Source organism: Pseudomonas sp. NPDC089428, from assembly GCF_044749325.1.
GTDB lineage: Bacteria > Pseudomonadota > Gammaproteobacteria > Pseudomonadales > Pseudomonadaceae > Aquipseudomonas.
In genome coordinates this window covers 516,136-540,520 of the sequence record NZ_JBIVHT010000003.1, presented here as the reverse complement: position 1 = coordinate 540,520, position 24,385 = coordinate 516,136, and the positions used below count along the sequence as shown (strand labels likewise).

General features: G+C 63.0%; 20 protein-coding genes. 10 read left to right on the top strand and 10 right to left on the bottom strand.

Annotated features, from left to right (window positions below; all coding sequences use genetic code 11):
- Window positions 1-13 precede the first annotated feature (13 nt).
- From ACIPZ5_RS08805 to ACIPZ5_RS08790, 4 genes are all read right to left on the bottom strand, one after another.
- Window positions 14-1,162: a DUF1120 domain-containing protein gene (locus tag ACIPZ5_RS08805; protein WP_400807842.1), complete on the bottom strand. Its 1,149-nt coding sequence runs from the start codon at window positions 1,160-1,162 to the stop codon at window positions 14-16.
- Window positions 1,128-3,479, bottom strand: a complete 2,352-nt coding sequence (locus ACIPZ5_RS08800; RefSeq protein ID WP_400807841.1) for a fimbria/pilus outer membrane usher protein — start codon at window positions 3,477-3,479, stop codon at window positions 1,128-1,130. Before ACIPZ5_RS08800 ends, ACIPZ5_RS08805 begins: the two co-directional genes overlap by 35 nt.
- Before the next feature lie 44 nt (window positions 3,480-3,523).
- The gene (locus ACIPZ5_RS08795; RefSeq protein WP_343599861.1) at window positions 3,524-4,237 is read right to left on the bottom strand and encodes a fimbria/pilus chaperone family protein; all 714 of its coding nucleotides are present in this window, start codon (window positions 4,235-4,237) and stop codon (window positions 3,524-3,526) included.
- Window positions 4,238-4,341: 104 nt separating this feature from the next.
- On the bottom strand, window positions 4,342-4,992 hold the full coding sequence (locus ACIPZ5_RS08790; protein WP_400807838.1) for a DUF1120 domain-containing protein: 651 nt from the start codon (window positions 4,990-4,992) through the stop codon (window positions 4,342-4,344).
- A gap of 208 nt (window positions 4,993-5,200) precedes the next feature.
- Here ACIPZ5_RS08790 and dapE point away from each other — a divergent pair, with 208 nt between their 5' ends.
- From dapE to ACIPZ5_RS08775, 3 genes are read left to right on the top strand one after another with little or no spacing between them, the layout of a single operon-like run.
- The gene (gene dapE, locus ACIPZ5_RS08785) at window positions 5,201-6,352 is read left to right on the top strand and encodes a succinyl-diaminopimelate desuccinylase (RefSeq protein ID WP_261942947.1); all 1,152 of its coding nucleotides are present in this window, start codon (window positions 5,201-5,203) and stop codon (window positions 6,350-6,352) included.
- Complete coding sequence (locus tag ACIPZ5_RS08780) at window positions 6,352-7,164, top strand: putative RNA methyltransferase (protein ID WP_343599857.1); 813 nt, start codon at window positions 6,352-6,354, stop codon at window positions 7,162-7,164. The genes dapE and ACIPZ5_RS08780 overlap by 1 nt, the downstream gene beginning before the upstream one ends.
- A gap of 16 nt (window positions 7,165-7,180) precedes the next feature.
- Window positions 7,181-7,558, top strand: coding sequence for a hypothetical protein (locus ACIPZ5_RS08775; RefSeq protein ID WP_085673285.1), 378 nt, complete (start codon window positions 7,181-7,183; stop codon window positions 7,556-7,558).
- 64 nt (window positions 7,559-7,622) lie between these two features.
- Here ACIPZ5_RS08775 and ACIPZ5_RS08770 read toward each other — a convergent pair whose 3' ends face one another.
- A complete protein-coding gene (locus ACIPZ5_RS08770) occupies window positions 7,623-7,832 on the bottom strand; it encodes a cold-shock protein (protein ID WP_003252255.1) in 210 nt (69 codons plus the stop codon).
- Between the two features lie 231 nt (window positions 7,833-8,063).
- Here ACIPZ5_RS08770 and plsB point away from each other — a divergent pair, with 231 nt between their 5' ends.
- The 4 genes from plsB to ACIPZ5_RS08750 all read left to right on the top strand — a co-directional run bounded on the left by plsB (window position 8,064) and on the right by ACIPZ5_RS08750 (window position 12,183).
- Window positions 8,064-10,550 (top strand): glycerol-3-phosphate 1-O-acyltransferase PlsB, encoded by a 2,487-nt coding sequence (plsB, locus tag ACIPZ5_RS08765; protein WP_400807836.1) that lies wholly within the window; start codon window positions 8,064-8,066, stop codon window positions 10,548-10,550.
- A gap of 67 nt (window positions 10,551-10,617) precedes the next feature.
- Window positions 10,618-10,992, top strand: coding sequence for a YbaY family lipoprotein (locus ACIPZ5_RS08760; protein ID WP_343599851.1), 375 nt, complete (start codon window positions 10,618-10,620; stop codon window positions 10,990-10,992).
- A gap of 73 nt (window positions 10,993-11,065) precedes the next feature.
- A complete protein-coding gene (locus tag ACIPZ5_RS08755; protein WP_261942943.1) occupies window positions 11,066-11,464 on the top strand; it encodes a YbaY family lipoprotein in 399 nt (132 codons plus the stop codon).
- A 32-nt stretch (window positions 11,465-11,496) separates the two neighbouring features.
- Complete coding sequence (locus tag ACIPZ5_RS08750; RefSeq protein ID WP_060512621.1) at window positions 11,497-12,183, top strand: DUF4197 domain-containing protein; 687 nt, start codon at window positions 11,497-11,499, stop codon at window positions 12,181-12,183.
- Window positions 12,184-12,294: 111 nt separating this feature from the next.
- Here ACIPZ5_RS08750 and ACIPZ5_RS08745 read toward each other — a convergent pair whose 3' ends face one another.
- The 3 genes from ACIPZ5_RS08745 to ACIPZ5_RS08735 form a co-directional block, all read right to left on the bottom strand.
- A complete protein-coding gene (locus ACIPZ5_RS08745) occupies window positions 12,295-15,360 on the bottom strand; it encodes an efflux RND transporter permease subunit (protein WP_343599847.1) in 3,066 nt (1,021 codons plus the stop codon).
- Window positions 15,361-15,366: 6 nt separating this feature from the next.
- The gene (locus ACIPZ5_RS08740; protein ID WP_343599844.1) at window positions 15,367-16,467 is read right to left on the bottom strand and encodes an efflux RND transporter periplasmic adaptor subunit; all 1,101 of its coding nucleotides are present in this window, start codon (window positions 16,465-16,467) and stop codon (window positions 15,367-15,369) included.
- Between the two features lie 770 nt (window positions 16,468-17,237).
- On the bottom strand, window positions 17,238-18,545 hold the full coding sequence (locus tag ACIPZ5_RS08735; RefSeq protein WP_343599842.1) for a carbohydrate porin: 1,308 nt from the start codon (window positions 18,543-18,545) through the stop codon (window positions 17,238-17,240).
- 297 nt (window positions 18,546-18,842) lie between these two features.
- Here ACIPZ5_RS08735 and ACIPZ5_RS08730 point away from each other — a divergent pair, with 297 nt between their 5' ends.
- The 3 genes from ACIPZ5_RS08730 to ACIPZ5_RS08720 are packed head-to-tail and all read left to right on the top strand — an operon-like array spanning window position 18,843 to window position 22,575.
- The gene (locus tag ACIPZ5_RS08730; RefSeq protein ID WP_400807830.1) at window positions 18,843-20,369 is read left to right on the top strand and encodes a GMC oxidoreductase; all 1,527 of its coding nucleotides are present in this window, start codon (window positions 18,843-18,845) and stop codon (window positions 20,367-20,369) included.
- A complete protein-coding gene (locus ACIPZ5_RS08725; protein WP_400807827.1) occupies window positions 20,366-21,427 on the top strand; it encodes a sugar phosphate isomerase/epimerase family protein in 1,062 nt (353 codons plus the stop codon). The genes ACIPZ5_RS08730 and ACIPZ5_RS08725 overlap by 4 nt, the downstream gene beginning before the upstream one ends.
- On the top strand, window positions 21,424-22,575 hold the full coding sequence (locus ACIPZ5_RS08720; RefSeq protein ID WP_400807824.1) for a Gfo/Idh/MocA family protein: 1,152 nt from the start codon (window positions 21,424-21,426) through the stop codon (window positions 22,573-22,575). Before ACIPZ5_RS08725 ends, ACIPZ5_RS08720 begins: the two co-directional genes overlap by 4 nt.
- Here ACIPZ5_RS08720 and ACIPZ5_RS08715 read toward each other — a convergent pair.
- Window positions 22,498-23,469, bottom strand: a complete 972-nt coding sequence (locus tag ACIPZ5_RS08715; RefSeq protein WP_400807823.1) for a LysR family transcriptional regulator — start codon at window positions 23,467-23,469, stop codon at window positions 22,498-22,500. The genes ACIPZ5_RS08720 and ACIPZ5_RS08715 overlap by 78 nt on opposite strands.
- Window positions 23,451-24,356 (bottom strand): LysR family transcriptional regulator, encoded by a 906-nt coding sequence (locus ACIPZ5_RS08710; protein ID WP_400807820.1) that lies wholly within the window; start codon window positions 24,354-24,356, stop codon window positions 23,451-23,453. Before ACIPZ5_RS08710 ends, ACIPZ5_RS08715 begins: the two co-directional genes overlap by 19 nt.
- Window positions 24,357-24,385 lie beyond the last annotated feature (29 nt).

Here is a 24,385-nt window from a genome sequence, read left to right as displayed (position 1 = left end):
CTGGAGCTCATCTTCACAGATAGATGAGCTCCAGGGTGGCAGCACCATCGATGGGCGTCTCGTCACGCAGGTCGAGTTGGCGCAACGGCGCGACATACAGCTCCGCCATCAGCATGGCGTCGAGCTGCCTGATCAAGGCAGGCCCGGCAGCCGTGCCATCGCGGCTCGCGAACCCCAGCAGGCGATTGTCCGTGTGAAGGAAAACTGCCAATGGGGTGGGCTCCCAGCCAGCTCCATCTTGGGATGCATACAGGGGTTGCAATGCATGCCCGTCTCCTAGCACCGGCCCCTCGAACCGCAATGACCATGCCAGGCCGTCATTGGCCTTTTTACCCGCGCCAAACAGTATGGAACGCGCGCCGCCTTGCACATGGCTGAACGTTCCTGGCTGACGGTTATCCATCGCGCGAAGGGCGAACCGAGTAGGGCTGTCACATGTCACTGCGGCGGACAAGGAGCGTTGCAAGGTACTGGTTTTGCTGACAGACAACTGCCCTGCCTCGATCACGCCGAAGTCCACGAGGCCGTCATTACCCAGCTGCAATCTACACGCTGCCGGTACAACGCTGGCCTGCAATGCCACGGCCACGGCAGCGCCCCCGACGGCCAACATGCCACTTGCCTGCAACTCGGCAGCGCCCGACAGGTCCGACGTAGCGTCGAGCCATCCAGTTACGCTCAGCCGAGCGGTGAAGGTTGTGCCTTTAAGGGGCACGTTTGCCTGTAGGGGTGCGAGCTGCATGTCTGGCAACCAGCGAACCTTGTCGCCCTTCATCTGCCAGGGTCTGCGCGAGCTGGCTGCTCCCAACGCCACCGGACGTCCATCGAGTCGCGCATCAGCCAGCAGCAGTGAATACTGCCCTCGCCCAGCAAAACCGAAAACATCACCATTGACACCATCAGCCTGATAGCTGAGAACCATATCGGTTTCTCTTGAACACTGGACTGTGAGTTGCAGATGCCGCTCTCCCAGCAGGTAGCGATCGCCTTGCCTGTGCAACTGGGTCTTGTTGACCTTGCCGTAATCGATCAGCGGCTGGACGAGCGTGATCTGGCAGCCCTGCGCGGCTGCAGCGCCGCTCATGCCCATCAACAGCAAGGCCAGGCAAAGCTTACTGCCCATGCATTCAGATCGCATGGCAGCGTGCGGTGGTCGCTTCATAATATTGCTCCGGGTTAGGGCTGTCGCTGAGCGTAAATTCAAGGGCGCAACCAGAGCCGTCTGGCGAGGTCACCTGATAGCGCTCTTGCTCTTGGAAGTCATGCAGGAATATCAAGCCACCCGCCTGCACCATGGTCACGAAGCTTCCGCTGGCGTCCACTACCATCGAACTCTCCGCCAAGGGTGGCCCATCGCCCTGCACAGCCTGCAACAGCACACGCCTGGTCCGCTCGACGAGGAAACTCAATTGGGAAACGGCGCCTCGACCAGCACGGACGATGCCAAGGCTGTTGGCCAAATCGACATTGCGCGGCAGGCTTCGGGGCTGCACCTGCACCCGATTATCCGCGTAGGGACTGATCCGTGAGGCAATGGCTCGGCCATCGCCATCGGTCCACACAGGGCCGCTTGGCGTATCGACTTTCACTCCTTGCACATCACCCACCTCGATGAGTGCGAACGTGTCCTGAATGGCATAGGGCGATAACGTGATGCCTTGTGCATGCCCAACGGCCCCGCCGCGCAGGTTGGCTGCCACGGTTCGTGCGGAGTTGCCAGTCTTTGTGTAGTCCAGCTGCACCTGGCTGAAGGGTGCCAACCAGGAAACGCCGGCACTGGGGCGCAGTGCCGAATCATGGCTATCGTGGCTGGCACCGAGGCGATAACCTAACGATTCGCTGACTTGCTCGCGCAGGTTGAAGGAAGAGCGGTACCTGTTGCCCGAACTTCGGGTCGAGGTGCTCAGCCGACGATGGGTGGCCAATGGCAAGCTAGCGCTCACGTAAACCAGACGCCCTCGATCGTCTTCCCCCCTGAAACTCCATTCCACACCAGCATTCAACGACACCTGCCGCAATGTCGCTCCCCAGCGCAGGTTTGCATGGCTGCGGGTCTTGCCATCATGCGTTTGCGACTGGCCGCCACCGACACTGAAGTTGCCCAGCCCGGTGCCCTGCCAAGACAGGCTGACGCTGAAGAAATCGCGCAAGCCCCCCAAGTGCGCTGACGGGTCAAGCGCCTGCATAAGGTCCTGATAACTTCGGTTCTGCCGTCCATAGGACAAGCCCGCTCCCCACCCGCCGCCAAACTGCTGGCTAAGGGTAACCTGGCTCTGCATTCCTCCTTCCTGACGCAAAGGCTGCGAGTAACCCAGCGACCACTGCATCTGGGCGTGCGTCCACGGCTGAGCGCCAAGAGCAAACCCTGTGGCCTGATAGCTGTCTGTCGCAAGCACACCACCACCCATTGCCACGCCATCAAGTACCCCCCCGCTCCACCCGGCACTGAGTACCCAAGGTGACGTCGTACTGCTGTGGCGAAGTTGGCCGATGCCGAACTGGTATCCCCCTGACAATTCCGCCGCCATGGGCGAGGCGGGCAAGGTCACACGACGCGCCTCACCGTCCGCTTCATGGATGGCCATCTCCAGTTCGGCAAAGGCATCGACTGGCGCAGGGGTATCAATGGAAAACGGACCAGGCGGCACGACTGTGGCATACACCAGGCGGTTGCGCTGGTAGATCTCCACTCTCGCTTGGGATTTGGCGATACCTTGAACCACGCGTCGTTGTCGAAGATGCCCCAGGGACTGCTCGGAAAACAGCTGAAAACCGTCAACAGAAACGCCGGAGAGCACGGGATTACCCATGTGGATCTGACCGACCTGCAAGACGGCCGCCTGATCGGTAAACGTTCGCTGGGCGTAGGTTTCCAGTGCGTTGAACCGACTTGCCTGTTGCCCCAGACTGGCAGTCTGACGGCTGCGCACGATCCAGTCCCCCAGGTTAAATCCTGGCTCGGTGAGGGCAGTCCAGGCCCTGCTGCTGCCGCTGTTGAAACGCGTATCGAGCATCGACACGTCGTAGTTGAACACTGCAGCGAACCCGCCTGAGTCATAAGCCGAAAGATCACCGTCGGCAGCGGCCGGGCGCAGGGCTTGCGCAGGCACCACCATGGTCAAACTGGCGGACTGAGGGTCTGCCTGTATCTGGCTCTGCGGGTAACTCGATAACAAGTCGATGCAGGAGTCCGGGCTTGCACTCAATGAACCTGACGGCAACCGAATCCCTCCCGCGTCCAGCAGGTCTGCATCAATGCACAAGCTGCCATCATCCAGAAAGCGTGCCTGTACTTGCCCTGATCGTGAACCATTTATCTTCAGGCTCACGACGTGATTGCCTGGGGTGAAGCGCGGCATCTCACCAAAGTAGGCCGCAAGCTCTTCACTCACCCCCCGCTGACGCAACAGTTCGAGATCGAATGTCTTGCCATCGTTGGCTCTGCACTCAAAAAATAAAAAGGCCCAAGGAAGCGCCATCAGGCAATGCCAGTTTGCCGCTCGCCTGCTCCCGGCCCGCACATTCAACTCTCGCCCCTGAGTAACGGAGCCTCAAATTCATCCACGGCAAAGCCGTACACCGTGGCCGGGAACAGCCTGATACTTTGCGGGGCCTGTGAGGCTGGCGACTCCAGCCGGGCCTCAAGCGTCTCCCCTGGCAAAATATAGGCGCGTGGCAAGTAGCCTTGCTCGTTCGCGGGCATCAACCTCACTTCCTGCGCCAACCGAACCACATAAGGAGTCGGATTTTCAACCTGTAAACCTTGCGTGCCATAGCGCCACTGCAAGCCCTCCCAGGGTGAGCGGTTGGGAGCCAGGCCCTTGGGGTGAATGATCACCGGCAGGTTCTGCCTCACACTGACCCCAACCCTGGCTATACGCTTACCCGCCACTTCCTGCTGTGGCACGCCTTCGAATATCACTCGCTTCAACCGCTGGGTGCGCAAAGGCGCAGTAGCACGCAGCATGAACCTCACCCGCTGCTCCTCGCCGGCCTCGACGCGCCAGGCGGGCTGGGTGAGAAACAGCAGGGGCTCTTCATCCTCCGGCAGATTCTGCAGGGTTACCAGTAACAGTGCAGGGGCTGGATCATCATTTCGCACCGTGATCGATACCTCGCCTTCGGCTTCATCGACAATCACCACGGAAGTCTCCGGGACCATGCCGGCGGCCAGGGCGATACTGGTTGACAGCAGAATGCAGCCAGCACTCAACAGCAATTGCTTCAACATGCTCATGCTCGACTCTGTACAAGACAAGCTCGCGGCCCTATGGGGCAGCGAACGAAGGAAAAGACCGAGCAGCGCTTGCCACCGTCGCGACAAGCGCGCTCTGTGCGCCCTTAGAGGTAGGACACTTCGATGGTTGAAGCACCATCGATGGTGATGTCATCGTTGACCGTCAGGTCCTTGAGCGGGGCGATGCTCATGTCGATCTGCAGGTCGGCGGTCAACTGCTTGATGGCACTTGGTACATCCGCACCTACCGAAAAGCCGTGAAAGTGGCCCTCTGCGCCGTTGTACAGGTAGGAAAAACTGGAGTTGCTGTCAGGCCCCCAGGATGTGCCGTTGTTGGCCGTAACGAGACGGGTCACTGGACTGATCCCGTCTGCGACATAAGTACTGGCAAGCGTTTGCAATAAATAACCACCAATTTTCTGGCCGAGATCATTGGTACCCAGGCCAAAACGACTTTTACTGGCAGACCAAAGGGAGGTGCCTGCCCGACCATCAACGCCCCGCAAGGCGAACCGAGTTGGCGCATCACAGCTCACTGCAAGTTGCTGGATAGGGGATATAAAGTGTGTAACGTCGTCCTGTTTGAGCTCGGTAGCCGAGATGACACCAAAGTCGAACGTTCCGCCTCCGCTCAGGGACGGCGTGCATGCAGCCGGCTTGATCACCCCGGTGACGATAACATCTGTAGTGCTGGCGAACACGGCTGTGCTGCATCCCAGTGCCATACTCATGGCAATCCACTGCTTGATATTCATAACGCTCTTCTACCTTTCGATGCGGGTTGGTTGCCCCTCTAGGGGGGCGATGCAAGCTACCCCCACCCGTTCTCCGGATTCAGCGTGAACCTTTTTCCTGCAAGGCAAGCGTTCCGCTGCGATCACTCGACACCGCACGCTTCACGCAAAGGTTTTTGCTTTAAACTACCGATCCTTGCCTGCCTTGCCCTGCTTTCGGAGTTTTACCATGACGGCCCCTGCCGAGCTCTCGCCTACCCTTCAACTGGCCTGCGACCTGATCCGCCGCCCCTCGGTCACCCCTGTGGATGCCGACTGCCAGGCGCAAATGATGAACCGCCTCGGCGCCGTGGGCTTCCAGCTGGAGCCGATGCGCATTGAAGACGTCGACAACTTCTGGGCCACCCACGGTACCCAGGACGGCCCGGTATTGTGCTTTGCCGGCCACACCGACGTGGTCCCCACCGGCCCGGTGCAGCAGTGGCAGCACGAGCCGTTCGAAGCATTAATCGACGCCGACGGCATGCTCTGCGGCCGCGGCGCCGCCGACATGAAAGGCAGCCTGGCCTCGATGGTGATCGCCAGTGAACGTTTCGTGCAGGATTACCCGGGCCACCGCGGCAAGGTCGCCTTCCTGATCACCAGCGACGAGGAAGGCCCGGCCCACCACGGCACCAAGGCGGTGGTCGAGCGCCTGAAAGCGCGCAACGAGCGCCTGGACTGGTGCATCGTCGGCGAGCCGTCGAGCACTACCCTGCTCGGTGACGTGGTCAAGAACGGCCGTCGCGGCTCGCTCGGCGCCAAGCTGACCGTACGCGGCAAGCAAGGCCACGTCGCCTACCCGCACCTGGCGCGCAACCCGATTCACCTGGCCGCCCCGGCCCTGGCGGAGCTGGCAGCCGAACACTGGGACGAAGGCAATGCGTTCTTCCCGCCGACCAGCTTCCAGATCTCCAACCTCAATGCCGGCACTGGCGCCACCAACGTGGTCCCGGGCGAGCTGACCGCACTGTTCAACTTCCGTTTCTCCACCGAGTCGACCGTCGAAGGCCTGCAGGCGCGGGTATCGGCCATCCTCGATAAACACGAGCTGGACTGGTCGATCGACTGGGCACTGTCGGGCCTGCCGTTCCTCACCGAACCGGGTGAACTGCTCGACGCCGTGGCAGCCAGCATCAAGGGCGTCACCGGCCGCGACACCGAGCCATCGACCAGCGGCGGTACCTCCGATGGCCGCTTCATCGCCACCATGGGCACCCAGGTGGTCGAGCTCGGCCCGGTCAACGCTACCATCCACCAGGTCGACGAGCGGATCCTGGCCAGCGACCTCGACCTGCTGACCGAAATCTACTACCAGACCCTGGTCCGGTTGCTCGCCTGATGCTCGCCTGCCCCCTCTGCCAGGCTGCCCTGTCGCGGCTCGACAACGGTGTGGTGTGCCCGGCCGGCCACCGCTTCGACCGCGCCCGCCAGGGTTACCTGAACCTGCTGCCGGTGCAGCACAAGAACAGCCGTGACCCGGGCGATAACCAGGCCATGGTCGAAGCCCGCCGCGATTTCCTCGACGCCGGCCACTACGCCCCGGTGGCCCGCCGCCTGGCGGAATTGGCCGCCGAGCGTCAGCCGGGCGCCTGGCTGGACATCGGATGCGGTGAGGGTTACTACACCGCACAGATCGCCCAGGCCCTGCCGGCCGCCGATGGCTATGCCCTGGACATTTCTCGCGAGGCGGTCAAGCGCGCCTGTCGCCGCGCCCCCGAGGTGACCTGGATGGTCGCCAGCATGGCCCGCGTGCCGTTGGCCGACGCCAGCTGCCAGTTCATCGCCAGCGTGTTCAGCCCGCTCGACTGGGACGAGGCCAAGCGCCTGTTGAGCCCCGGTGGCGGCCTGATGCGCGTGGGCCCGACCAGCGGCCACCTGATGGAGCTGCGCGAAGTGCTCTACGATGAAGTGCGCCCCTACGCCGACGACAAGCACCTGGCCCTGGTGCCCGAGGGCATGGCCCACGCCCACAGCGAAACCCTCGAGTTCCGCCTGAGCCTGGCCGAACCCAAGGCCCGCGCCGACCTGCTGGCGATGACTCCGCACGGCTGGCGCGCCAGCGCCGAGAAGCGCGCCCGGGTGATCGACCAGGCCGAACCCTTCGAGGTAACGGTTTCCATGCGTTATGACTATTTCGTGCGCCAACACTGAGCACACCGGAGCCCTTATGCGCCAACCTGATATCGAGATCTACCTGAAGGACGCCGACGTCGACCACAAGCAGATTGCCGAGTGGCTCAGCCAGGCGATCGGCCCGTGCAGCGAATGGAAGCAGAAAGGCCAGACCTTCAAATGCCAGGCCGGTAACATTCCAGTCACCTGGTTACCCAAAGCTGTAGGGAAATGGAACAGCTTGTACCTGGAAAGCGACCAGACCCCATGGGCCGATGACGTCGCCTGCGCCCGTGCTGCGTTCGCCGCACTGAACGTCGAAGTGCGCTGTGCACCGGGTGGTTGGGTCGAGGAAGACGGTGAAGAAGATGCTGATCGCTGGATCCGCATCAGCGCCGACGGTGAAGAGGAAATCACCTGGCGCACCAGCTGAAACCGGTTGCTTCAGGCTGCAAGTTACACGGTCAACTTGCAGCTTGAGGCTTACCACATGAGGCTCAGAGCCCGACTACGTCCTCGGCTTGCAGGCCTTTCTGGCCCTGCACGCAGGCGTATTCCACCCGCTGCCCTTCGACCAGGGTACGATGCCCCTCACCGCGGATCGCCCGATAGTGGACGAACACATCCGCACCACCTTCGCGCTGAATGAAGCCATAACCTTTGGCATCGTTGAACCACTTAACATTCCCAGTCTCACGAGACGACATCTGAACTACTCCGGATTTTTATTGTGAAGATCGCCTTGTAGACACAGGGTGTCCTCCCTATGTCGACGCCGCTTGCCGAAATATCCTGCAAGCGGCAGGCCGAGTATATGACACAGAACAAAAAAAATTCATGACCGTCGCGCTATTTACCGAATTTTGCTGAACTTACGCCGATACGGCAGACTAAATGGCTGTCTATTCTCAGAAATTCACTCCCAGGGCACTCACCCCATGACCCGTTCCCCCCTGCGCCGCCTGATTTTCGGCGCCCTGCGTCGCCTGATGTACCTGTGGGTGCGCTCCGAGACCATCAACCAGTCGTCCCTGACGCTCAATCTCGACCGCAGCCGCCCGGTGTTCTACGCCCTGCCCTCGCCATCGCTCACCGACCTGGCGGTGGTCGACCGTGAGTGCACCAAAGCGGGGCTTCCGCGCCCGGTACTGCCGGTTGCGGTCGGCCCGCTGCATGAACCTGCCGCGTTCTTCTACCTGACGCCGGACCCGGACTGGCTCGGCCGCCACGACAAGCGCGGCGCGCCACCGACCCTGGAACGCCTGGTCGCCGCCATCAGCCAGCACGCCGAGGAGGACGCGCAGATCATTCCGGTCAGCGTGTTCTGGGGGCAGACCCCGGCCAGTGAAAACAGCCCGTGGAAGCTGCTGTTCGCCGACAGCTGGGCCGTGACCGGGCGCCTGCGCCGGTTGCTGACCGTGCTGATCCTGGGGCGCAAGACCCGCGTGCAGTTCTCCGCACCGATCCACCTGCGCGAACTGGTGCAGCACAACAAAGGCCACGAGCGCACCGTGCGCATGGCCCAGCGCCTGATGCGCGTGCACTTTCGCAACCTGAAGACCGCTGTGATCGGCCCGGACCTCTCGCACCGGCGCAACCTGGTCAAGGGCCTGGTGCATGCCCCGCTTGTTCGCCAGGCCATCGCCGAAGAAGCCCAGCGCGAGAACATGCCCGTGGCCAAGGCCGAAGCCCTGGCGCTGCGCTATGGCAACGAAATCGCCTCGGACTACACCTACACCGCGATCCGCTTCCTCGAAGTGGTGCTGAGCTGGTTCTGGAACAAGATCTACGACGGTATCAAGGTCAACCACATCGAGCAGGTGCAGGGCATCGCCCCGGGCCACGAAGTGATCTACGTGCCCTGCCACCGCAGCCACATCGACTACCTGCTGCTGTCCTACCTGCTGTTCCGCAACGGCCTGACGCCGCCGCACATTGCCGCCGGCATCAACCTGAACATGCCAGTGATCGGCGGCCTGCTGCGCCGTGGCGGCGCCTTCTTCATGCGCCGCACGTTCAAGGGCAACCCGCTGTACACCGCCGTATTCAATGAATACCTGCACACCTTGTTCACCAAGGGCTTCCCGGTCGAGTACTTCGTCGAAGGTGGCCGGTCGCGCACCGGGCGCATGCTGCAGCCGCGTACCGGGATGCTGGCGATCACCCTGCGCAGCTTCCTGCGCTCGTCGCGCACGCCGATCGTGTTCGTGCCGGTGTACATCGGCTACGAGCGGGTGCTCGAAGGCCGTACCTATCTCGGCGAACTGCGTGGCGCGAGCAAGAAGAAGGAGTCGATCTTCGACATCTTCAAGGTCTTCGGCGCACTCAAGCAGCGCTTCGGCCAGGTCTACGTCAACTTCGGCGAGCCGATCCGCCTGGCCAGCTTCCTCGACGAACAGCAGCCTGGCTGGCGCGAGCAGGAACTGGGCCCACAGTACCGCCCGGCCTGGCTGAACGAAGCCACCACCCGCCTGGGCGAAACCGTGGCCCGTCACCTCAACGAAGCTGCGGCGGTCAACCCAGTCAACCTGGTGGCGCTGGCCTTGCTCTCCACCAGCCGCCTGGCGTTGGACGAGCGCGCCCTGACCCGAGTGCTGGACCTGTACCTGGCGTTGCTGCGCCAGGTGCCTTACTCCGAGCACACCACCTTGCCCGAAGGCGACGGCCTGGCGCTGATCGAGCACGTTCGCGGCATGGACCTGCTGGCCGAGCAGAAGGACGCCCTGGGCCGCATCCTGTATCTGGATGAAGCCAACGCGGTGTTGATGACCTATTACCGCAACAACGTCATGCACATCTTCGCCCTGCCGGCGCTGCTGGCCAGTTTCTTCCTCAGCAGCTCGCGCATGAGTCGCGAATTGCTCGGCCAGTACGTGCATGCGTTGTACCCGTACCTGCAGGCCGAGCTGTTCCTGCGCTGGACGCCTGCGCAACTGGACGAGGTGATCGACCAGTGGCTGGCAGCGCTGGTCGAACAAGGCCTGCTGCGTCACGAGAACGACCTGTACATGCGCCCAGCGCCGAGCTCTCGCCAGTTCGTGCTGCTGACCCTGCTCGCCCGCACCATCACCCAGACCTTGCAGCGCTTCTACATGGCCACTTCGCTGCTGCTCAACAGCGGTCAGAAGAGCCTGAGCGCCGAAGAACTGGAGGATCTGTGCGTGATGATGGCCCAGCGCCTGTCCATCCTGCATGGCCTGAATGCACCGGAGTTTTTCGACAAGACCTTGTTCCGCCACTTCATTCAGACCTTGATCGAACAGGGTGTGCTACGGCCGGATGGTAACGGCAAGCTGGGTTACCACGACAAGCTCAGCGAACTGGCCGAAGGCGTGGCCAAGCGCGTGCTGTCCGCCGAGCTGCGCCTGTCGATCCGCCAGGTGGCGCTGCATCGCGATGAGCCGGGGGATGCTCTGCCGGGGTAGGTTTTCAGCCTGCTGTCAGGCCTTGGGAGGGGCCAGGATCAAGCGCCCCCTCTCAAGGAACACTGACATGACACAGATGAAGACATTCGACGTTGAAATCGTTTCCTCCGGCGACAGCACGCTTCCGCCATCCGGCCAGGTTCAACTGAGCCTGCTTGACGTTTCGCTGGCTGATGCACCCGCCATCAGCCTTGCCGATTTGCGCCTGCGCTGCGGCGGCTTGATGCCCATCAACCTGCAGCTGACCTTTGACAGCAGCCAGATCGACCCACGGCACCGCTATGCCCTTTCCGTGCGCATCGAGAAAGATGGCCAATTGTTGTACATCAATACCCGTCATCACCCGATAAAGCCGGACACGGCGTTCGGTCCGCAACGGGTCACCGTCGACAAGATTGCTACCGCTGTCGACGGCATGCACGGCGGTAATCGCATGGACTGACGACCCGGTCCGGAAAATCCGCTAAAGTCCCTGGGGTTGGCCACAAGCCAGCTCCAAGGACACCGGAGATTCCATGAAAAAGCTCTTTATGCTGTGTTGCGCATCCCTGCTTGCAGCCTGTTCCAGCCAAACCCCGACCAGCCAGGCCAGCCTGGATGGCGAAGTCTTCTACCTGCAGCGCATTGCCCTGCCACCTGCCGCCACCTTGAGCGTCGAGTTGCAGGATGTCTCGCTGATGGACGCCCCCGCCGTGACCCTGGCCCGCCAGGCCGGCCCGGTCAAAGGCAACGTACCGCTGCCGTTCCACCTCACTTACGACCCGGCCCAGGTCAAGCCCGGCCACCGCTACGCGGTGAGCGCGCGGATCGAGCTTAACGGCAAGCTGCTGTTCATCAACACCGAACACCACGGCGTCGCACTCGACGGCAGCGACCAGCAGCCGGTACGGGTCAAAGTCGACCCGGTGCGCTGAGCCAGCCCCACTTCATCGATAAGGAAATACCCATGATTCGCGCCTCCCTGCGCTTCACCACCCTGTGCGCCGGCCTGCTGCTGTCGGCCAGTGCCCTGGCCCTGTCGCTTGGCGACCTGAGCCAGTCCGACGCCACCGGTGGCCTGAAGGACGCCCTTACCCAAGGCGCGCAGATTGCCGTCAAGCAATTGAGCACGCCAGGCGGCTTCAGCAACAACCCCGATGTGCGCATCGAGCTGCCGGGCAACCTCGGCAAAGCCGCCAAGGCAATGAAGATGTTCGGCAAGGGCGACCAGGTCGACGCCCTGGAAACCAGCATGAACAAGGCCGCTGAAGCCGCCGTGCCGCAAGCCCAGGCGATTCTGGTGGATGCCGTGAAGAAGATGACCGTGACCGATGCCAAGGGCATCCTCAGCGGTGGTCAGGACTCGGCCACCCAGTACCTGAACAAAAGCAGCCGCGAGCAGATCCGCGCCAAGTTCCTGCCGATCGTCAAACAGGCCACCGACAAAGTCGGCGTAGCCCAGCAGTACAACGCGTTTGCCGGCCAGGCCAAAGGCCTGGGGCTGATCAAGGATGACGCCAACATCGAGAACTACGTGACCGAGAAGGCGCTGGACGGGCTGTTCGAGATGATTGCCAAGCAGGAAGAGAGCATTCGCCAGAACCCGGCACAGGCCGCTACCAGCCTGGCCAAGAAAGTCTTCGGCGCGCTCTGAAGATTATTCAGCAGCCATTCGCGGGCAAGCCCGCTCCTGCAGGGGATCAACTCAGGCCCTGTGGGAGCGGGCTTGCCCGCGAATGGAGGGCAAAGCCCTGCCCTGCGATCTTCAGCCTTTCTTCACCCTGAACCATGCCGCATACAAAGCCGGCAGGAACAACAGGGTCAACGCCGTGGCCACGATCAACCCGCCCATGATCGCCACCGCCATCGGCCCGTAGAACACACTCCGGGACAACGGAATCATCGCCAGCACCGCCGCCAATGCGGTCAGCACGATCGGCCGGAAACGCCGCACCGTGGCCTCGATGATCGCCTGCCAGCGGTCCAGCCCCGAGGCGATATCCTGTTCGATCTGGTCCACCAGGATCACCGAGTTGCGCATGATCATCCCCGCCAGGGCAATGGTGCCGAGCATGGCAACGAAGCCGAACGGCTGGCGGAACACCAGCAGGAACAGGGTCACGCCAATCAGCCCCAACGGCGCGGTGAGGAACACCATCACCGTGCGCGAAAAACTGCGCAGCTGGATCATCAGCAGGCTCAGCACCACCACGATGAACAGCGGCATGCCGGCGTTCACCGATTTCTGCCCACGCTCGGAGTCTTCCACCGTGCCGCCCACTTCCAGCAGGTAGCCATCCGGCAGCTTGGCCTTGATTTCCTGCAGCGTCGGCAAGATCTGCTGCACCAGCGTCGCCGGCTGCTCCTTGTCGTAGATGTCGGCACGCACGGTTACCGTCGGCAGGCGGTTGCGGTGCCAGATGATGCCTTCCTCGAAGCCATATTCCAGGGTTGCCACCTGCGACAGCGCCACACTCTGGCCGTTGTTGGTGGGCAATGCCAGGCTACCGAGGTTGCCCAGTTCGCCACGCTCCTGCTGGGTACCACGCAGAAGGATTTCGATCAGTTCGTTGTCCTCGCGGTACTGGCTGACCGTGGTGCCGGTCAGCGAGCTCTGCAGGAAGCTCGACAGCTGCGCGGTGCTCACGCCCAGGGCGCGGGCGCGGTCCTGATCGATCTCGAGGAATACCGCCTTGCTCGGTTCTTCCCAGTCCAGGTGCACGTTGACCACGTGCGGGTTCTCACGCACCTTGTCCGCCACTTCGCGGGCCAGGACACGGGCCTTCTCGATATGCTCACCGGTAACCCGGAACTGCACCGGGTAGCCCACGGGCGGGCCATTTTCCAGGCGCGTGACGCGGGCGCGCAGGTCGGGGAACTGCTGGTCGACGGTGTCGATCAGCCAGCTGCGCAGGCGCTCGCGGTCCTCCATCGACTTGGCCAGCACCACGAACTGGGCAAAACTGGCGGCCGGCAGTTGCTGGTCCAGCGGCAGGTAGAAGCGTGGCGAACCGGTGCCCACATAGGCTACGTAGTTGTCGATGCCGTCCTGCTGCTTGAGCAACGCTTCCAATTGCTTGACCCGCTCGGCGGTGTTGGCCAGCGAGGCGCCTTCGGCAAGCTTCAGGTCGACCATCAGCTCCGGGCGCCCCGAGGCCGGGAAGAACTGCTGGGGCACGAAGCGGAACAGCAGGATGCTGCCGACAAAGGCGGCAATGGTCAGCAGGATCACCGTCTTGCGCCGCCGCACGCACCACTCCACCACTCGCCGTACGCGCTGGTAGAACGGCGTGCCGTAAGGGTCTGGCGCCTGCCCGTCCTTGCCATGGCGGGCAGCATGCAGCCTGGCCAGGTCCGGCAGCAGCCGTTCACCGAGGTAAGGCACGAACACCACCGCCGCGACCCACGAGGTCAGCAAGGCGATGGTCACCACCTGGAAGATCGAACGGGTGTACTCGCCGGTGCTGGATGCCGCCGTGGCAATCGGCAGGAAGCCCGCCGCCGTGATCAGCGTACCGGTGAGCATCGGGAAAGCGGTGCTGGTCCAGGCGTAGCTGGCCGCCTTGAGGCGGTCGAAGCCCTGCTCCATCTTGATCGCCATCATCTCCACGGCAATGATCGCGTCATCCACCAGCAGGCCAAGCGCCAGCACCAGCGCGCCCAGCGAGATCTTGTGCAGGCCGATGCCGAAGTAGTGCATGGCGGCGAACGTCATGGCCAGTACCAGGGGGATGGCCAGGGCCACCACCAGGCCGGTGCGCAGGCCGAGGGAGAAGAAACTCACCAGCAGCACGATCACCAGCGCCTCGACCAGCACCTGGACGAATTCGCCGACACCGGCCTTGACCGCAGCTGGCTGGTCCGACACCTTGCGCAGCTCCATGCCGGCAGGCAGGTTGCGCGCCAGGCGCTCGAACTCGCCCTCCAACGCCTTGCCCAGCACCAGAATGTCGCCGCCATCCTTCATCGACACCGCCAGGCCGATGGCGTCCTCGCCCATGAAGCGCATGCGTGGCGCGGGCGGGTCGTTGAAGCCACGGTGCACGTCGGCCACATCACCGATGCGGAACGTGCGATCGCCCACACGGATGGGGAACTGGCGGATCTGGTCGACGCTATCGAAGCGCCCGCTCACCCGCAATTGCAGGCGCTCGCTGGGGGTTTCGAAGAAGCCGGCGGTGCTGACCGCGTTCTGCTCGCGCAGCGCCTGCTGCACCGCCTCCAGTGGTACTCCGAGGGTGGCCAGCTTGAGGTTGGACAGCTCGATCCAGATCTTCTCGTCCTGCAGGCCGATCAGTTCGACCTTGCCCACGTCCTTGACCCGCTGCAGCTGGATCTGGATACGGTCGGCGTAGTCCTTGAGCACCGCGTAATCGAAGCCGGCACCAGTCAGCGCATAGATATTGCCGAAGGTTGTACCGAATTCGTCGTTGAAGAACGGCCCCTGGATCTCCGGCGGCAAGGTGTGGCGGATGTCCGCGACCTTCTTGCGGATCTGGTACCACAGCTCGGGGATGTCCTTGGAATGCAGCGAATCGCGGGCCATGAAGGTCACCTGCGATTCACCCGGGCGCGAGAACGAGACGATCCTCTCGTACTCGCCGGTCTCCATCAGCTTCTTCTCGATGCGCTCGGTGACCTGGCGCGAGACTTCCTCAGCCGTGGCACCCGGCCACAGGGTGCGGATGACCATGGCCTTGAAGGTGAACGGCGGATCTTCGCTCTGCCCCAGCTTGGTGTAGGACATCGCGCCAATGGCAGCCAGCAGAATCATCAGGAACAGGACGATCTGGCGATTGCGCAGCGCCCAGGCGGAAAGGTTGAAACCCATCGGGACTTACTCCTTGACCGTCAGGTTCACCACACGGTTGGTGCGATCCACCGGCCGCACCTCCTGCCCCTCGCGCAGCACATGGCCACCCGCGGCGACCACCCAGTCGCCTGGCGCAAGGCCTTCGAGCACCGGCACGGTTTCACTGCCATACGGGCCAAGGCGCACCACCGCGCGCTCCAGGCGGCTGTCCTTGTTGACGCGCCAGACATAGGCCTGGCCGTTTTCGGCGGTGACAGCCGACAACGGCACCGCCAGTGGAATCACCCCGCCATGGGCGATGAATACGCGCGCACTCTGACCGAGCTCGGCTGGCACCTTGGCCGAGGTGAAGGCAATCCGTGCGGCGAAGGTGCGTGAGCGCGGGTCAGCCGCAGGTGACAGCTCGCGAATACGCCCCTGGAAGCGCTGGTTAGGGTGCGACCACAACTCGATGCTGACATCCTGGCCCACGGCAAAGCGGGCGAACTGTTGTTCCGGCAGGCCGATGGCCACTTCACGCTCACCGTCGGCGGCGAGTGTGAACACGGTCTGACCGGCTGCGACCACCTGGCCGACTTCGACCTGACGCTTGGCAATGACGCCCGCCTGCGGCGCACGCAACACCGCGTAATCGGCCTGGTTGCCGGCCACGTCGAATTCAGCCTTGGCCTGCTTCACGCGGGCCAGGCCCGCGCGGTAGAGGTTTTCCGCGTTGTCGTACTGGGAGTGGCTGACCATCTGCCGATCCAGCAGCTTCTGGTAGCGGTCGCGCTCGGTGCGCACCAGCGACAGGTTGGCCTCGGCTGCTGCCAGCTGGGCACGGTTGGCCTCCAGCTGCAGGCGCACGTCCTGCGGGTCGAGTTCGGCCAGCGGCTGTTCGGCCTTGACTCGCTGCCCCTCCTCGACCAGGCGCTTGCTGACCTTGCCGCCGATGCGGAAGGCCAGCTCCGGCTCGAAGCGCGCACGCACTTCGCCGGGGTAACTGTCGGCAGCGGCTTCGGCCGGCTGCGGCTGGACCACGAGGGCCGGGCGCGGTGCGGCAGGCGCGGCGGCTTCCTGGCCGCAGGCTGCCAGCAACAGGGCGGCAGCGGCGGGCAGGGCGAGGGACAAGGCATGGCGCAACATGATGAATCCTTTCGCGAAGTGCACATCGAATATTTATACTGGCGAGTATATTAAGTCAGGGAAGCGAGGCCGGGAAGCCAGCGCCGGAAAGAAATCCGTGGCTTTTCACCTCACTCAGGCTTTTTCATCCACGTTGCACCGCCGCCCCTGAAACGAACACAGCTTGCTGAGCGCTTGGAACCGTGCCCAGATCAACGCTTGTCGGAGGATGCGATGACAAAAGAGCGTCGCAGATCCTGAAACGGACCTCGCCAAGAAATCGGATGCGATCGCATCGCCATGCCACCGCCAGGCAGGGATTGAACACGGCGCGGGTGGAAGCCAAACGTCGCCTGGCCCAGAACAGACTGAAAAAGAAATAGCCGAGCCCACCAATCTCTTGGATTAGCAAGATCATGACTCAAGAATGAGATGAGCTTCTTCGATACTCGTCTAACGAGCATCAGGCGGAGATGCGTTGAGCTGGGATAGGTCGGTTGGCCCGTTGTTTTTCAGGATCGGCTGATTTTCTAAAAACCGGCTGAACCCTGAATCCAATAAGCCAAGCCACCTCAGCCGCAAGCAAAGGTGGTGCTTTTGCTTCTGGAAAGTTTATGAACACTGGCGAATGGTTATCCAGAGTTCCTTTGAGCCTCGTCCAGAATAACCAAGCATTCGTCCTCAAACGTTCGCAGCACCCAACTAAGGCGAACAGGAAACCATGGCTATTACGTGCTCTAGGAGAAAGCCTTTGCGTACCTACTCCTAGAGACCAGGCAAAGCGAGTGTGCTCAGAAGTTCCAGTACATGCTGGTCTGCCACAAGAAGGCATCACCCCGTTTGGGCACCAGCGTGGGGTTGTCCTGGTAAGTGAGGCCATTGATCCAGTAGATGCCTTTGGTGACCCGGAAGGCGTGGGACAGTGAAACGGCCGTGATGGTATCGGCAGGTTCCAGCCCTTGTTCGCCCAGTGCTTCGCGGAAATCCTTGCTTATGAACGACCGGGTGAAACCAAGCGATGTCATGTCTCGCGGTCGCCCTGGGAACAGACCGATATCGAACAGGGTTACCTGAACGTCGCCGTTGTAGGCATTGCGGTCCTTCGGTGCCCAGCTCGCCTTGGTATCCAGGTACAGCCCTTGCGGGGTGCCGGGGGTGGGCGTGGTCAACTGAACGGTGTTGGCGACATAGGCACCGTAGTTGCTGTCCGTGGGTTGCTGGGTTTTCAGGTAAGTGTAGTGCGAAGTGTTGTAGATCAACCCGGCACGGAACCAGTGCGCCCGGCTGCCTTGACCTGCTTCGGTCTTGTAGCCGAACTCATTGACGAAAATCGGATTCGCCCCATCCACCCGCCACTTCAAGCCATAGGGGTTCTTGTCAACGTCGGCCAGAAAACCCTCGGGGGTCATGCTGCGGCTGATGGACGAATGGTTATACCAACGTTTGCTCGCGTCGCGAAACGTCACGTCGAAGGCCGGGGTTGGCGCGTTCAGGCTCAGGCCGACCTGCACCGGGATGACGCTGGTCGGGCCAAGGGCCGCCGACGCCGAGTTGCCGCCCAGAATCATGCCGTAGAACTGGCGGATCAGCGGGTAGAAGCCGTATTGCAATTCCAGCCTGCCGTCGTTCAGGGGCTGGTTCACGGCCAGCACGGCCACGTTGTGCAACCGCGGATAACCTTGCTGGTAGTTGGACGTCTGCAACTGCGGGGTAAAGCTCAGTTGGGCGCCCTTGCTGAACCCCACGCGCTCAAGGTCGTAGGTCAGGCTCAGCTGCAGGCTCTGGCTGTAGGTGAAGTTCTGCCCACCGTACTCCTGCGGGTCGCGGTTCTGCCCTTTCAGGTCATACATCGCCATCGGGTTCCAGCTCAATTGCGCACCGATGCCCATGTCGGCCAGCTCGGAACGCAGCCCCCCTGCATCGCCAAGCAACGACTCGCAGTTCGATTGCGCACGGATAACGGCCGTGGCCCGGCTATTGAACTGGTCGAAGTATTCACAACTATAGCGCCCGGGGGCTTCGGAAGCCTGGCCGACAGTGGTTTCTGCTTCTTCAGTCGATACCGCGAAAACCGGGTTGGCAATAAGAGATGAACCCACAATTAGCGCAAGTGAAGGCAGGCAGCCGCCCAATGAAAGTTTAAGCACGTCATGACTCCCGAAGTTCTTGTAGTTTTTACGGAACCCGCCACAAGGCGAGGACTTGCACCACAAGTAATCCACGGCAGCCAGCCACGTTGAAATCGTTTATGGCGAGCACCCCTCATCTTCATTGTTTATGCCTGGGCGATAACCATCCCAGTATCGGATAGAGGGATATCGATATTTATCATGCGTCGCCAAAACATTCCCCGCACATACTTTCAGACCATTAACCACTCGCGGAGAATTCCAAGAATGCGTAACGCGATGTTCGATGTGGATGTGCTTATCGTTGGCAGTGGGCCGGTCGGCGCCACCTGCGCACGCCTGCTGGTCGATGAGGGTGGGTTGAGCGTGCTGATGGTCGATGCCGGCCCGCAACTCTCCGAGCGCGCTGGCGAGCACGTTCGCAACCTGCCCGAAGAAGTCCGCCTGGCGGCGCAGGTTGCCGCCCAGGGGCCGACGCCCTTCCGTTACCCCGTGCCCAGCATGCCGGAACGCGCCGGCGCGGCCTTGACAGGTGACTATCGCCTGGAGCACCTGGTACGCCCCGGCACGCACCTGCCCAACGGCGAGCAATGGGGCGAACTGCCGGCCGCCGCCTGCTCGACCAATGTAGGTGGCATGGGCGCGCACTGGACCTGTGCCTGCCCGACGCCGGCAGAAGGGGAAGCCATCGAGTTCATTCCCGCCGCTCAGATGCAGGCCGCCTTGGCCAAGGCCAGGGAACTGCTGCAGGTCACCACGGCCGCGTACCCGGACACCCCGGTCAGCCAGCGCCTGCGCGAGCGGCTGGGCAGCGCATTCGCCGAGTTCACCGCCAAGGGACGACCTGTGCAGCGCATGCCCTTGGCTTGCAGTACCGATCTCTCGCAGCGCCGCTGGAGTGGCAGCGACACGATTCTCGGCGAAATGGCAGAAGAATCAGGCCGGCCTGAACGGTTCGAGATCCGGCACAACACCGCCTGCCTCCAGCTCATCGTACGGCACGATCATGTCGTCGGCGCGCAGCTGCTCGATCGCACGACCGGCACCCAGTATCGGGTCGATGCAAAGACCGTCATCGTCGCCGCCGATGCACTGCGCACCCCTCAATTGCTGTGGGCCTCGGGCATTCGCCCCGAGGCCCTCGGCCGCTACCTCAATGACCAGCCCCAGGTTGTCCATGCGGTGCGCCTCGATGCTGATGCGTGCGGCATCAACCAGGCTGGCGCGGACCCGACCGTAGGCGTGTACTGGGTCCCGTATGATCAGCAGCATCACCCCTTCCATGGCCAGGTCATGCAGATGGAAGCCTGCCCGGTGGCCCTGACCGATGACGCCCAGGCGAACGTCGAGCACATCGTGGCCATGGGCTGGTTCTGCTGCAAGCAGGACATCCGCGCGCAAGACCGGGTGCGTTTCAGCGAGACCGAAAAAGATTTCCTTGGCCTGCCGGCGATGACGCTGGACTACAGCCTGACCGAGCGCGACCTCCAACAGGTGGGCGCAGCGCGTGACCTGCTGCAGCGTGCCGGTAGGGCGCTCGGCCAACCGCTGGGCGAGACGCCCCTGATGCTGCCGCCCGGCAGCTCCCTTCACTACCAGGGCACCACGCGCATGGGTGAAGTGGACGATGGCACCAGTGTCTGTGACGACCGCGGCAAGGTGTGGGGAATGCGCAACCTGTACGTGGCCGGCAACGGCGTCATCCCCACACCGACCGCCTGCAACCCGACGCTGACCAGTGTCGCCCTGGCCGTACGCGCTTGTGAGCGCATCCAACAGGAGCTCCGCCGATGATCACCCTCAAGGGGCCGTCACTGTTCGTCGCTCAGTTCCTCGGCGAAAGCGCCCCCTTCAACACCTTGGACAACCTCGCCGAATGGGCGGCCGGGCTGGGCTACAAGGCCCTGCAACTGCCCTGTGACCCGCGCCTGTTCGACCTGCAGCAAATGGCGACCAGCCAAAGCTATGCCGACGACGTACGTGGCCGCCTGGACCGCCATGGCCTGGTGATCAGCGAGCTCTCCACACACCTGCAAGGCCAGCTGATTGCCGTCCACCCCGCCTACGACAGCCTTTTCGACGCCTTCGCCCCGCGCGCGCTTCAGGGCAACCCCGAGGCACGCCGGCAGTGGGCCAGCGAGCAAGTGGCCCTGGCGGCACGCGCCTCCGGCCGCCTGGGGTTGAGCGCCCATGCAACCTTCTCCGGCTCCCTGGCCTGGCCCTACCTCTACCCCTGGCCGCAGCGCCCACAAGGCCTGGTCGAGTTGGCCTTCAACGAACTGGGCAAGCGCTGGCGCCCCCTGCTCGACGCGTTCGACACCCACGGGGTGGATGTCTGCTTCGAACTGCACCCGGGGGAAGACCTGCATGACGGAATCAGCTTCGAGCGCTTCCTGGCGGTGGTCGACCAGCATCCGCGGGCGAAACTGCTGTACGACCCAAGCCACCTGCACCTGCAACAGATTGACTACCTGGCCTTCATCGACCACTACCACGCACGCATCGGCGCGTTCCACGTCAAGGATGCCGAGTTCCGGCCCGATGGCCGCCAAGGCGTCTATGGCGGTTATACAGACTGGGTTTCCCGCGCCGGCCGCTTCCGCTCGCCGGGCGACGGGCAGATCGACTTCAAGGCGATCTTCTCGCGCCTGGCCGCAAACGATTACCCAGGCTGGGCCACGCTGGAATGGGAATGCTGCCTGAAAAACCCCGAGGACGGCGCCCGCGAAGGTGCGCAGTTCATCGACGCACACATCATCCACGTGGCGCAGCATGCCTTCGACGACTTTGCCCGCAGCCCGGTGGACAATGCGACGCTGTCTGGGCTGCTGGGCCTGGGAGGTGAACGATGAATGCGCTGACACGACGCCTGCGCCTGGGCATGGTCGGCGGCGGCGATGGCGCCTTCATCGGTGCCGTGCACCGCATGGCCGCCAGGCTCGATGACCGCTTCGAATGGGTGGCTGGGGCCTTCAGCAGGGACCCCGAGCGCGCCGATGCCAGTGCCAGCGCGCTGTTCATCCAGCCGGAGCGCAGCTACCACGACTGGCAGGCGATGGCACGCGCCGAGGCGGCGCGCGAGGATGCCATAGATGCCGTGGTGATCGTCACTCCCAACCATCTGCACCTGCCTGTCGCCTCGGCGTTCATCGCCCAGGGCATTGACGTGATCTGCGAAAAGCCACTGGCGCGAAGCTATGCAGAGGGGCAGGCGCTGGCCGAGACCGTACGCGCAAGCGGCTGCATCTTTGCCGTGACGCACCCCTACAGCGCCTACCCCATGGTCAGGGAGGCACGTCGCCTGGTAGCCGCCGGTGCCTTGGGCGAACTGCGGGTGATCCAGGTCGAGTATGCCCAGGACTGGCTCACCGAATCGGTAGACAGCCCACAGGCCAGCTGGCGCGACGACCCTTCCCAGGCAGGGCCGGCAGGGGCGCTGGGTGACATTGGCAGCCATGCCTTGCACCTGATGGAGTTCGTCAGCGGCGTGGCGCTGAGCGAAGTCTGCGCCGACCTGGCAACACTGGTGCCGGGTCGCCGCCTGGACGACCAGGTCCAGGCACTGCTGAGGTTCGAGAACGGCGCCCGCGGTGGGCTCTGGGCCTGCCAGGTGGCGCCAGGCCAGGACAATGGCCTGCGCCTGCGGCTATTCGGCAGCAAGGGTTCGCTGACCTTCGATCAGCAGCAACCAGAGGTGCTGCTGGTCACGCAAACCGGCCAGCCAACGCGCATCCTCAAACGTGCGGCAGGGGAACATGCCCAGCAGCAGGACGCGCTGCTGCGCCTGCCTGCAGGCCACCCGGAAGGTTTCATCGAGGCCTTCGCCCAGCTCTACTGGGATTACGCAGAGCGCTGGCAGGCGCGGCACAGCGGCTGTCCTGCCCCGCATTCAGGCGATCTGCTTCCAGGCTTCGAGGCCGGCCTACGAGGGCTGGCCGGCATTGAAGCCATGCTGCGCAGCCACGCTGCGGGAGGCCAGTGGGTGAAGCTGGCGCACTGAGTCGCCCTCGCCTACCGCTGCCGCCTGCACCAGATGGGCCGCGCATTCGATCAATTGCTGGCGTAGCCACAGGTGTGCAGGTTCCTGGTCGCGGTGGCTCGGCCACTGCAACACCTGCCGGCAACGCGGCGCATGCCGTGTAGCATTGAGCATGCGCAGATTGGGGTGGCGCTGGCAGAACTTGCGCGCAACGAATTCCGGTAGCCGCACACGCAGGTTGCTCGAGCCAAGCAGTGCCGGCAACGCCAGCAGGTGGTCGGTACACCAGCCCTCTGTGGCCTTCATTTCAAGCTCCGAGGCGATCACCTCGCAGCCATCGGCCGGGTCGACCACAAAACTCGGCTCGACCGGGCGCTGGGAGACCAGCGTCGCCAGCGGCACGTCGAGCAGTACATGGCTGGCATAGGCCGGGTCGCATTGATCGCTGGGTACGATCAGCAGATCGACACCGTGGCGCAGGAAGGCATCCTGCACCGCGCCTTCATTCAGCAGGGCATTCGGCAACACCTCCAGGCGTGCCCCAGGCGCCACCTTCACCAGGCGCTGGTATAGCCGCGGAATGAGGAACCCGGCATCGATGTCCGAGCACATCACTTTGAACGATTGGCGGGTACGCGCGGCATCGAAGGTGAGGTTCCCGCGGGCGATTTCAGCCGCCTGCTGCACGGCAAGGCGAACCTGCTCTCGCATTTCCAGTGCCAGTACCGTGGGGCGCATGCGTCGGCCGTCGAGTTCCAGCAGGGGGTCGTCGAAGTGCTGGCGCAAACGGGCCAGGCCAGCGCTGATAGCGGGCTGGCTCACATACAGTTGCTCGGCCGCACGGCTGACGCTGCAATGCTCCAGCAATGCATCCAGCACCACCAGCAGGTTGAGGTCTAGAGCCCGATAGCGCATGGCAGCACTCCGTCGTCCGCTCCGTTCACGCAACCACGAATCAGCTGGCGCAACCAGTCGTGCAGAGGCTCATGGATGACATCGGCACGCCAGGACAGCCGCTGCACCGGCTTTGCTGCGTCGAAAGGCAGCGGCCAAACCTGCAGCGGTTTTTCCGTTCTGTAGGCACGGCTCAACGACGCAGGCACGCAAGCGATCGAGTCGCACACTTCCAGGTAGGTATCCAGGGCCAGATAACCCGGCACCTGCGCACTGATCTCCCGTGTCTCATCGCCCGCGAAACACTGCCCCGCCACGCGCAGGTGCGACAAGCGGTTGAAGGTGTCCAGGCTCAGGCCGGCCTTCAAGTCAGGGTGATCGGCCCTGGCGATGCATTGCCACTGCTCCTCCAGAAGCACTTCGCTGTGGCTGCCGGCGTCGCTGGCGATCATGAAGTCGATGTGCTGGCGGGCCATCCAGCCATCAAGGTGTTGAGGGCTACCCCTGGGAGCGGCCAGCAGTTGCACATGCATGCCGGGCGCTTGTCGGCTCAGCGTCTTGATGACTTGCGGCAGCAGTAGTTGTGCCTGGTCATCGGTGCAGGCGATGCGCACAGTGGCGTGGCACTGCGCAGGCGCGAAGTCCGTTGGCCGTTCGAGCAACCCTCCGACCGCCTTCAGCCATTGGCTGACGATCGGCCTGAGTTCCTGGCTGAGCGCCGTGGGGAGCATGCTCTGGCTTCCTTTGACCAACAGGTCGTCGTTGAAATGCTCACGCAGCCTGGCCAGCGACGAACTGACCGTCGACTGGCCCAGCCCCAGCCGCTGAGCGGCCCTGGAGACGTTGCACTCCTGCAGTAAAGTATCCAGCACCAGCAACAGGTTCAGATCCAATCCCTTCAATCGCATGAACGCCGTACTCCTCGAAAAGCGAGCCT

Bases quoted from the DNA above. Each gene is read 5' to 3' on its own strand.
- ACIPZ5_RS08805 (WP_400807842.1), bottom strand. From the start codon at position 1,162: ATGAAGCGACCACCGCACGCTGCCATGCGATCTGAATGCATGGGCAGT.
- ACIPZ5_RS08800 (WP_400807841.1), bottom strand. From the start codon at position 3,479: ATGGCGCTTCCTTGGGCCTTTTTATTTTTTGAGTGCAGAGCCAACGAT.
- ACIPZ5_RS08795 (WP_343599861.1), bottom strand. From the start codon at position 4,237: ATGAGCATGTTGAAGCAATTGCTGTTGAGTGCTGGCTGCATTCTGCTG.
- ACIPZ5_RS08790 (WP_400807838.1), bottom strand. From the start codon at position 4,992: ATGAATATCAAGCAGTGGATTGCCATGAGTATGGCACTGGGATGCAGC.
- dapE (WP_261942947.1), top strand. From the start codon at position 5,201: ATGACGGCCCCTGCCGAGCTCTCGCCTACCCTTCAACTGGCCTGCGAC.
- ACIPZ5_RS08780 (WP_343599857.1), top strand. From the start codon at position 6,352: ATGCTCGCCTGCCCCCTCTGCCAGGCTGCCCTGTCGCGGCTCGACAAC.
- ACIPZ5_RS08775 (WP_085673285.1), top strand. From the start codon at position 7,181: ATGCGCCAACCTGATATCGAGATCTACCTGAAGGACGCCGACGTCGAC.
- ACIPZ5_RS08770 (WP_003252255.1), bottom strand. From the start codon at position 7,832: ATGTCGTCTCGTGAGACTGGGAATGTTAAGTGGTTCAACGATGCCAAA.
- plsB (WP_400807836.1), top strand. From the start codon at position 8,064: ATGACCCGTTCCCCCCTGCGCCGCCTGATTTTCGGCGCCCTGCGTCGC.
- ACIPZ5_RS08760 (WP_343599851.1), top strand. From the start codon at position 10,618: ATGACACAGATGAAGACATTCGACGTTGAAATCGTTTCCTCCGGCGAC.
- ACIPZ5_RS08755 (WP_261942943.1), top strand. From the start codon at position 11,066: ATGAAAAAGCTCTTTATGCTGTGTTGCGCATCCCTGCTTGCAGCCTGT.
- ACIPZ5_RS08750 (WP_060512621.1), top strand. From the start codon at position 11,497: ATGATTCGCGCCTCCCTGCGCTTCACCACCCTGTGCGCCGGCCTGCTG.
- ACIPZ5_RS08745 (WP_343599847.1), bottom strand. From the start codon at position 15,360: ATGGGTTTCAACCTTTCCGCCTGGGCGCTGCGCAATCGCCAGATCGTC.
- ACIPZ5_RS08740 (WP_343599844.1), bottom strand. From the start codon at position 16,467: ATGTTGCGCCATGCCTTGTCCCTCGCCCTGCCCGCCGCTGCCGCCCTG.
- ACIPZ5_RS08730 (WP_400807830.1), top strand. From the start codon at position 18,843: ATGCGTAACGCGATGTTCGATGTGGATGTGCTTATCGTTGGCAGTGGG.
- ACIPZ5_RS08725 (WP_400807827.1), top strand. From the start codon at position 20,366: ATGATCACCCTCAAGGGGCCGTCACTGTTCGTCGCTCAGTTCCTCGGC.
- ACIPZ5_RS08720 (WP_400807824.1), top strand. From the start codon at position 21,424: ATGAATGCGCTGACACGACGCCTGCGCCTGGGCATGGTCGGCGGCGGC.
- ACIPZ5_RS08715 (WP_400807823.1), bottom strand. From the start codon at position 23,469: ATGCGCTATCGGGCTCTAGACCTCAACCTGCTGGTGGTGCTGGATGCA.
- ACIPZ5_RS08710 (WP_400807820.1), bottom strand. From the start codon at position 24,356: ATGCGATTGAAGGGATTGGATCTGAACCTGTTGCTGGTGCTGGATACT.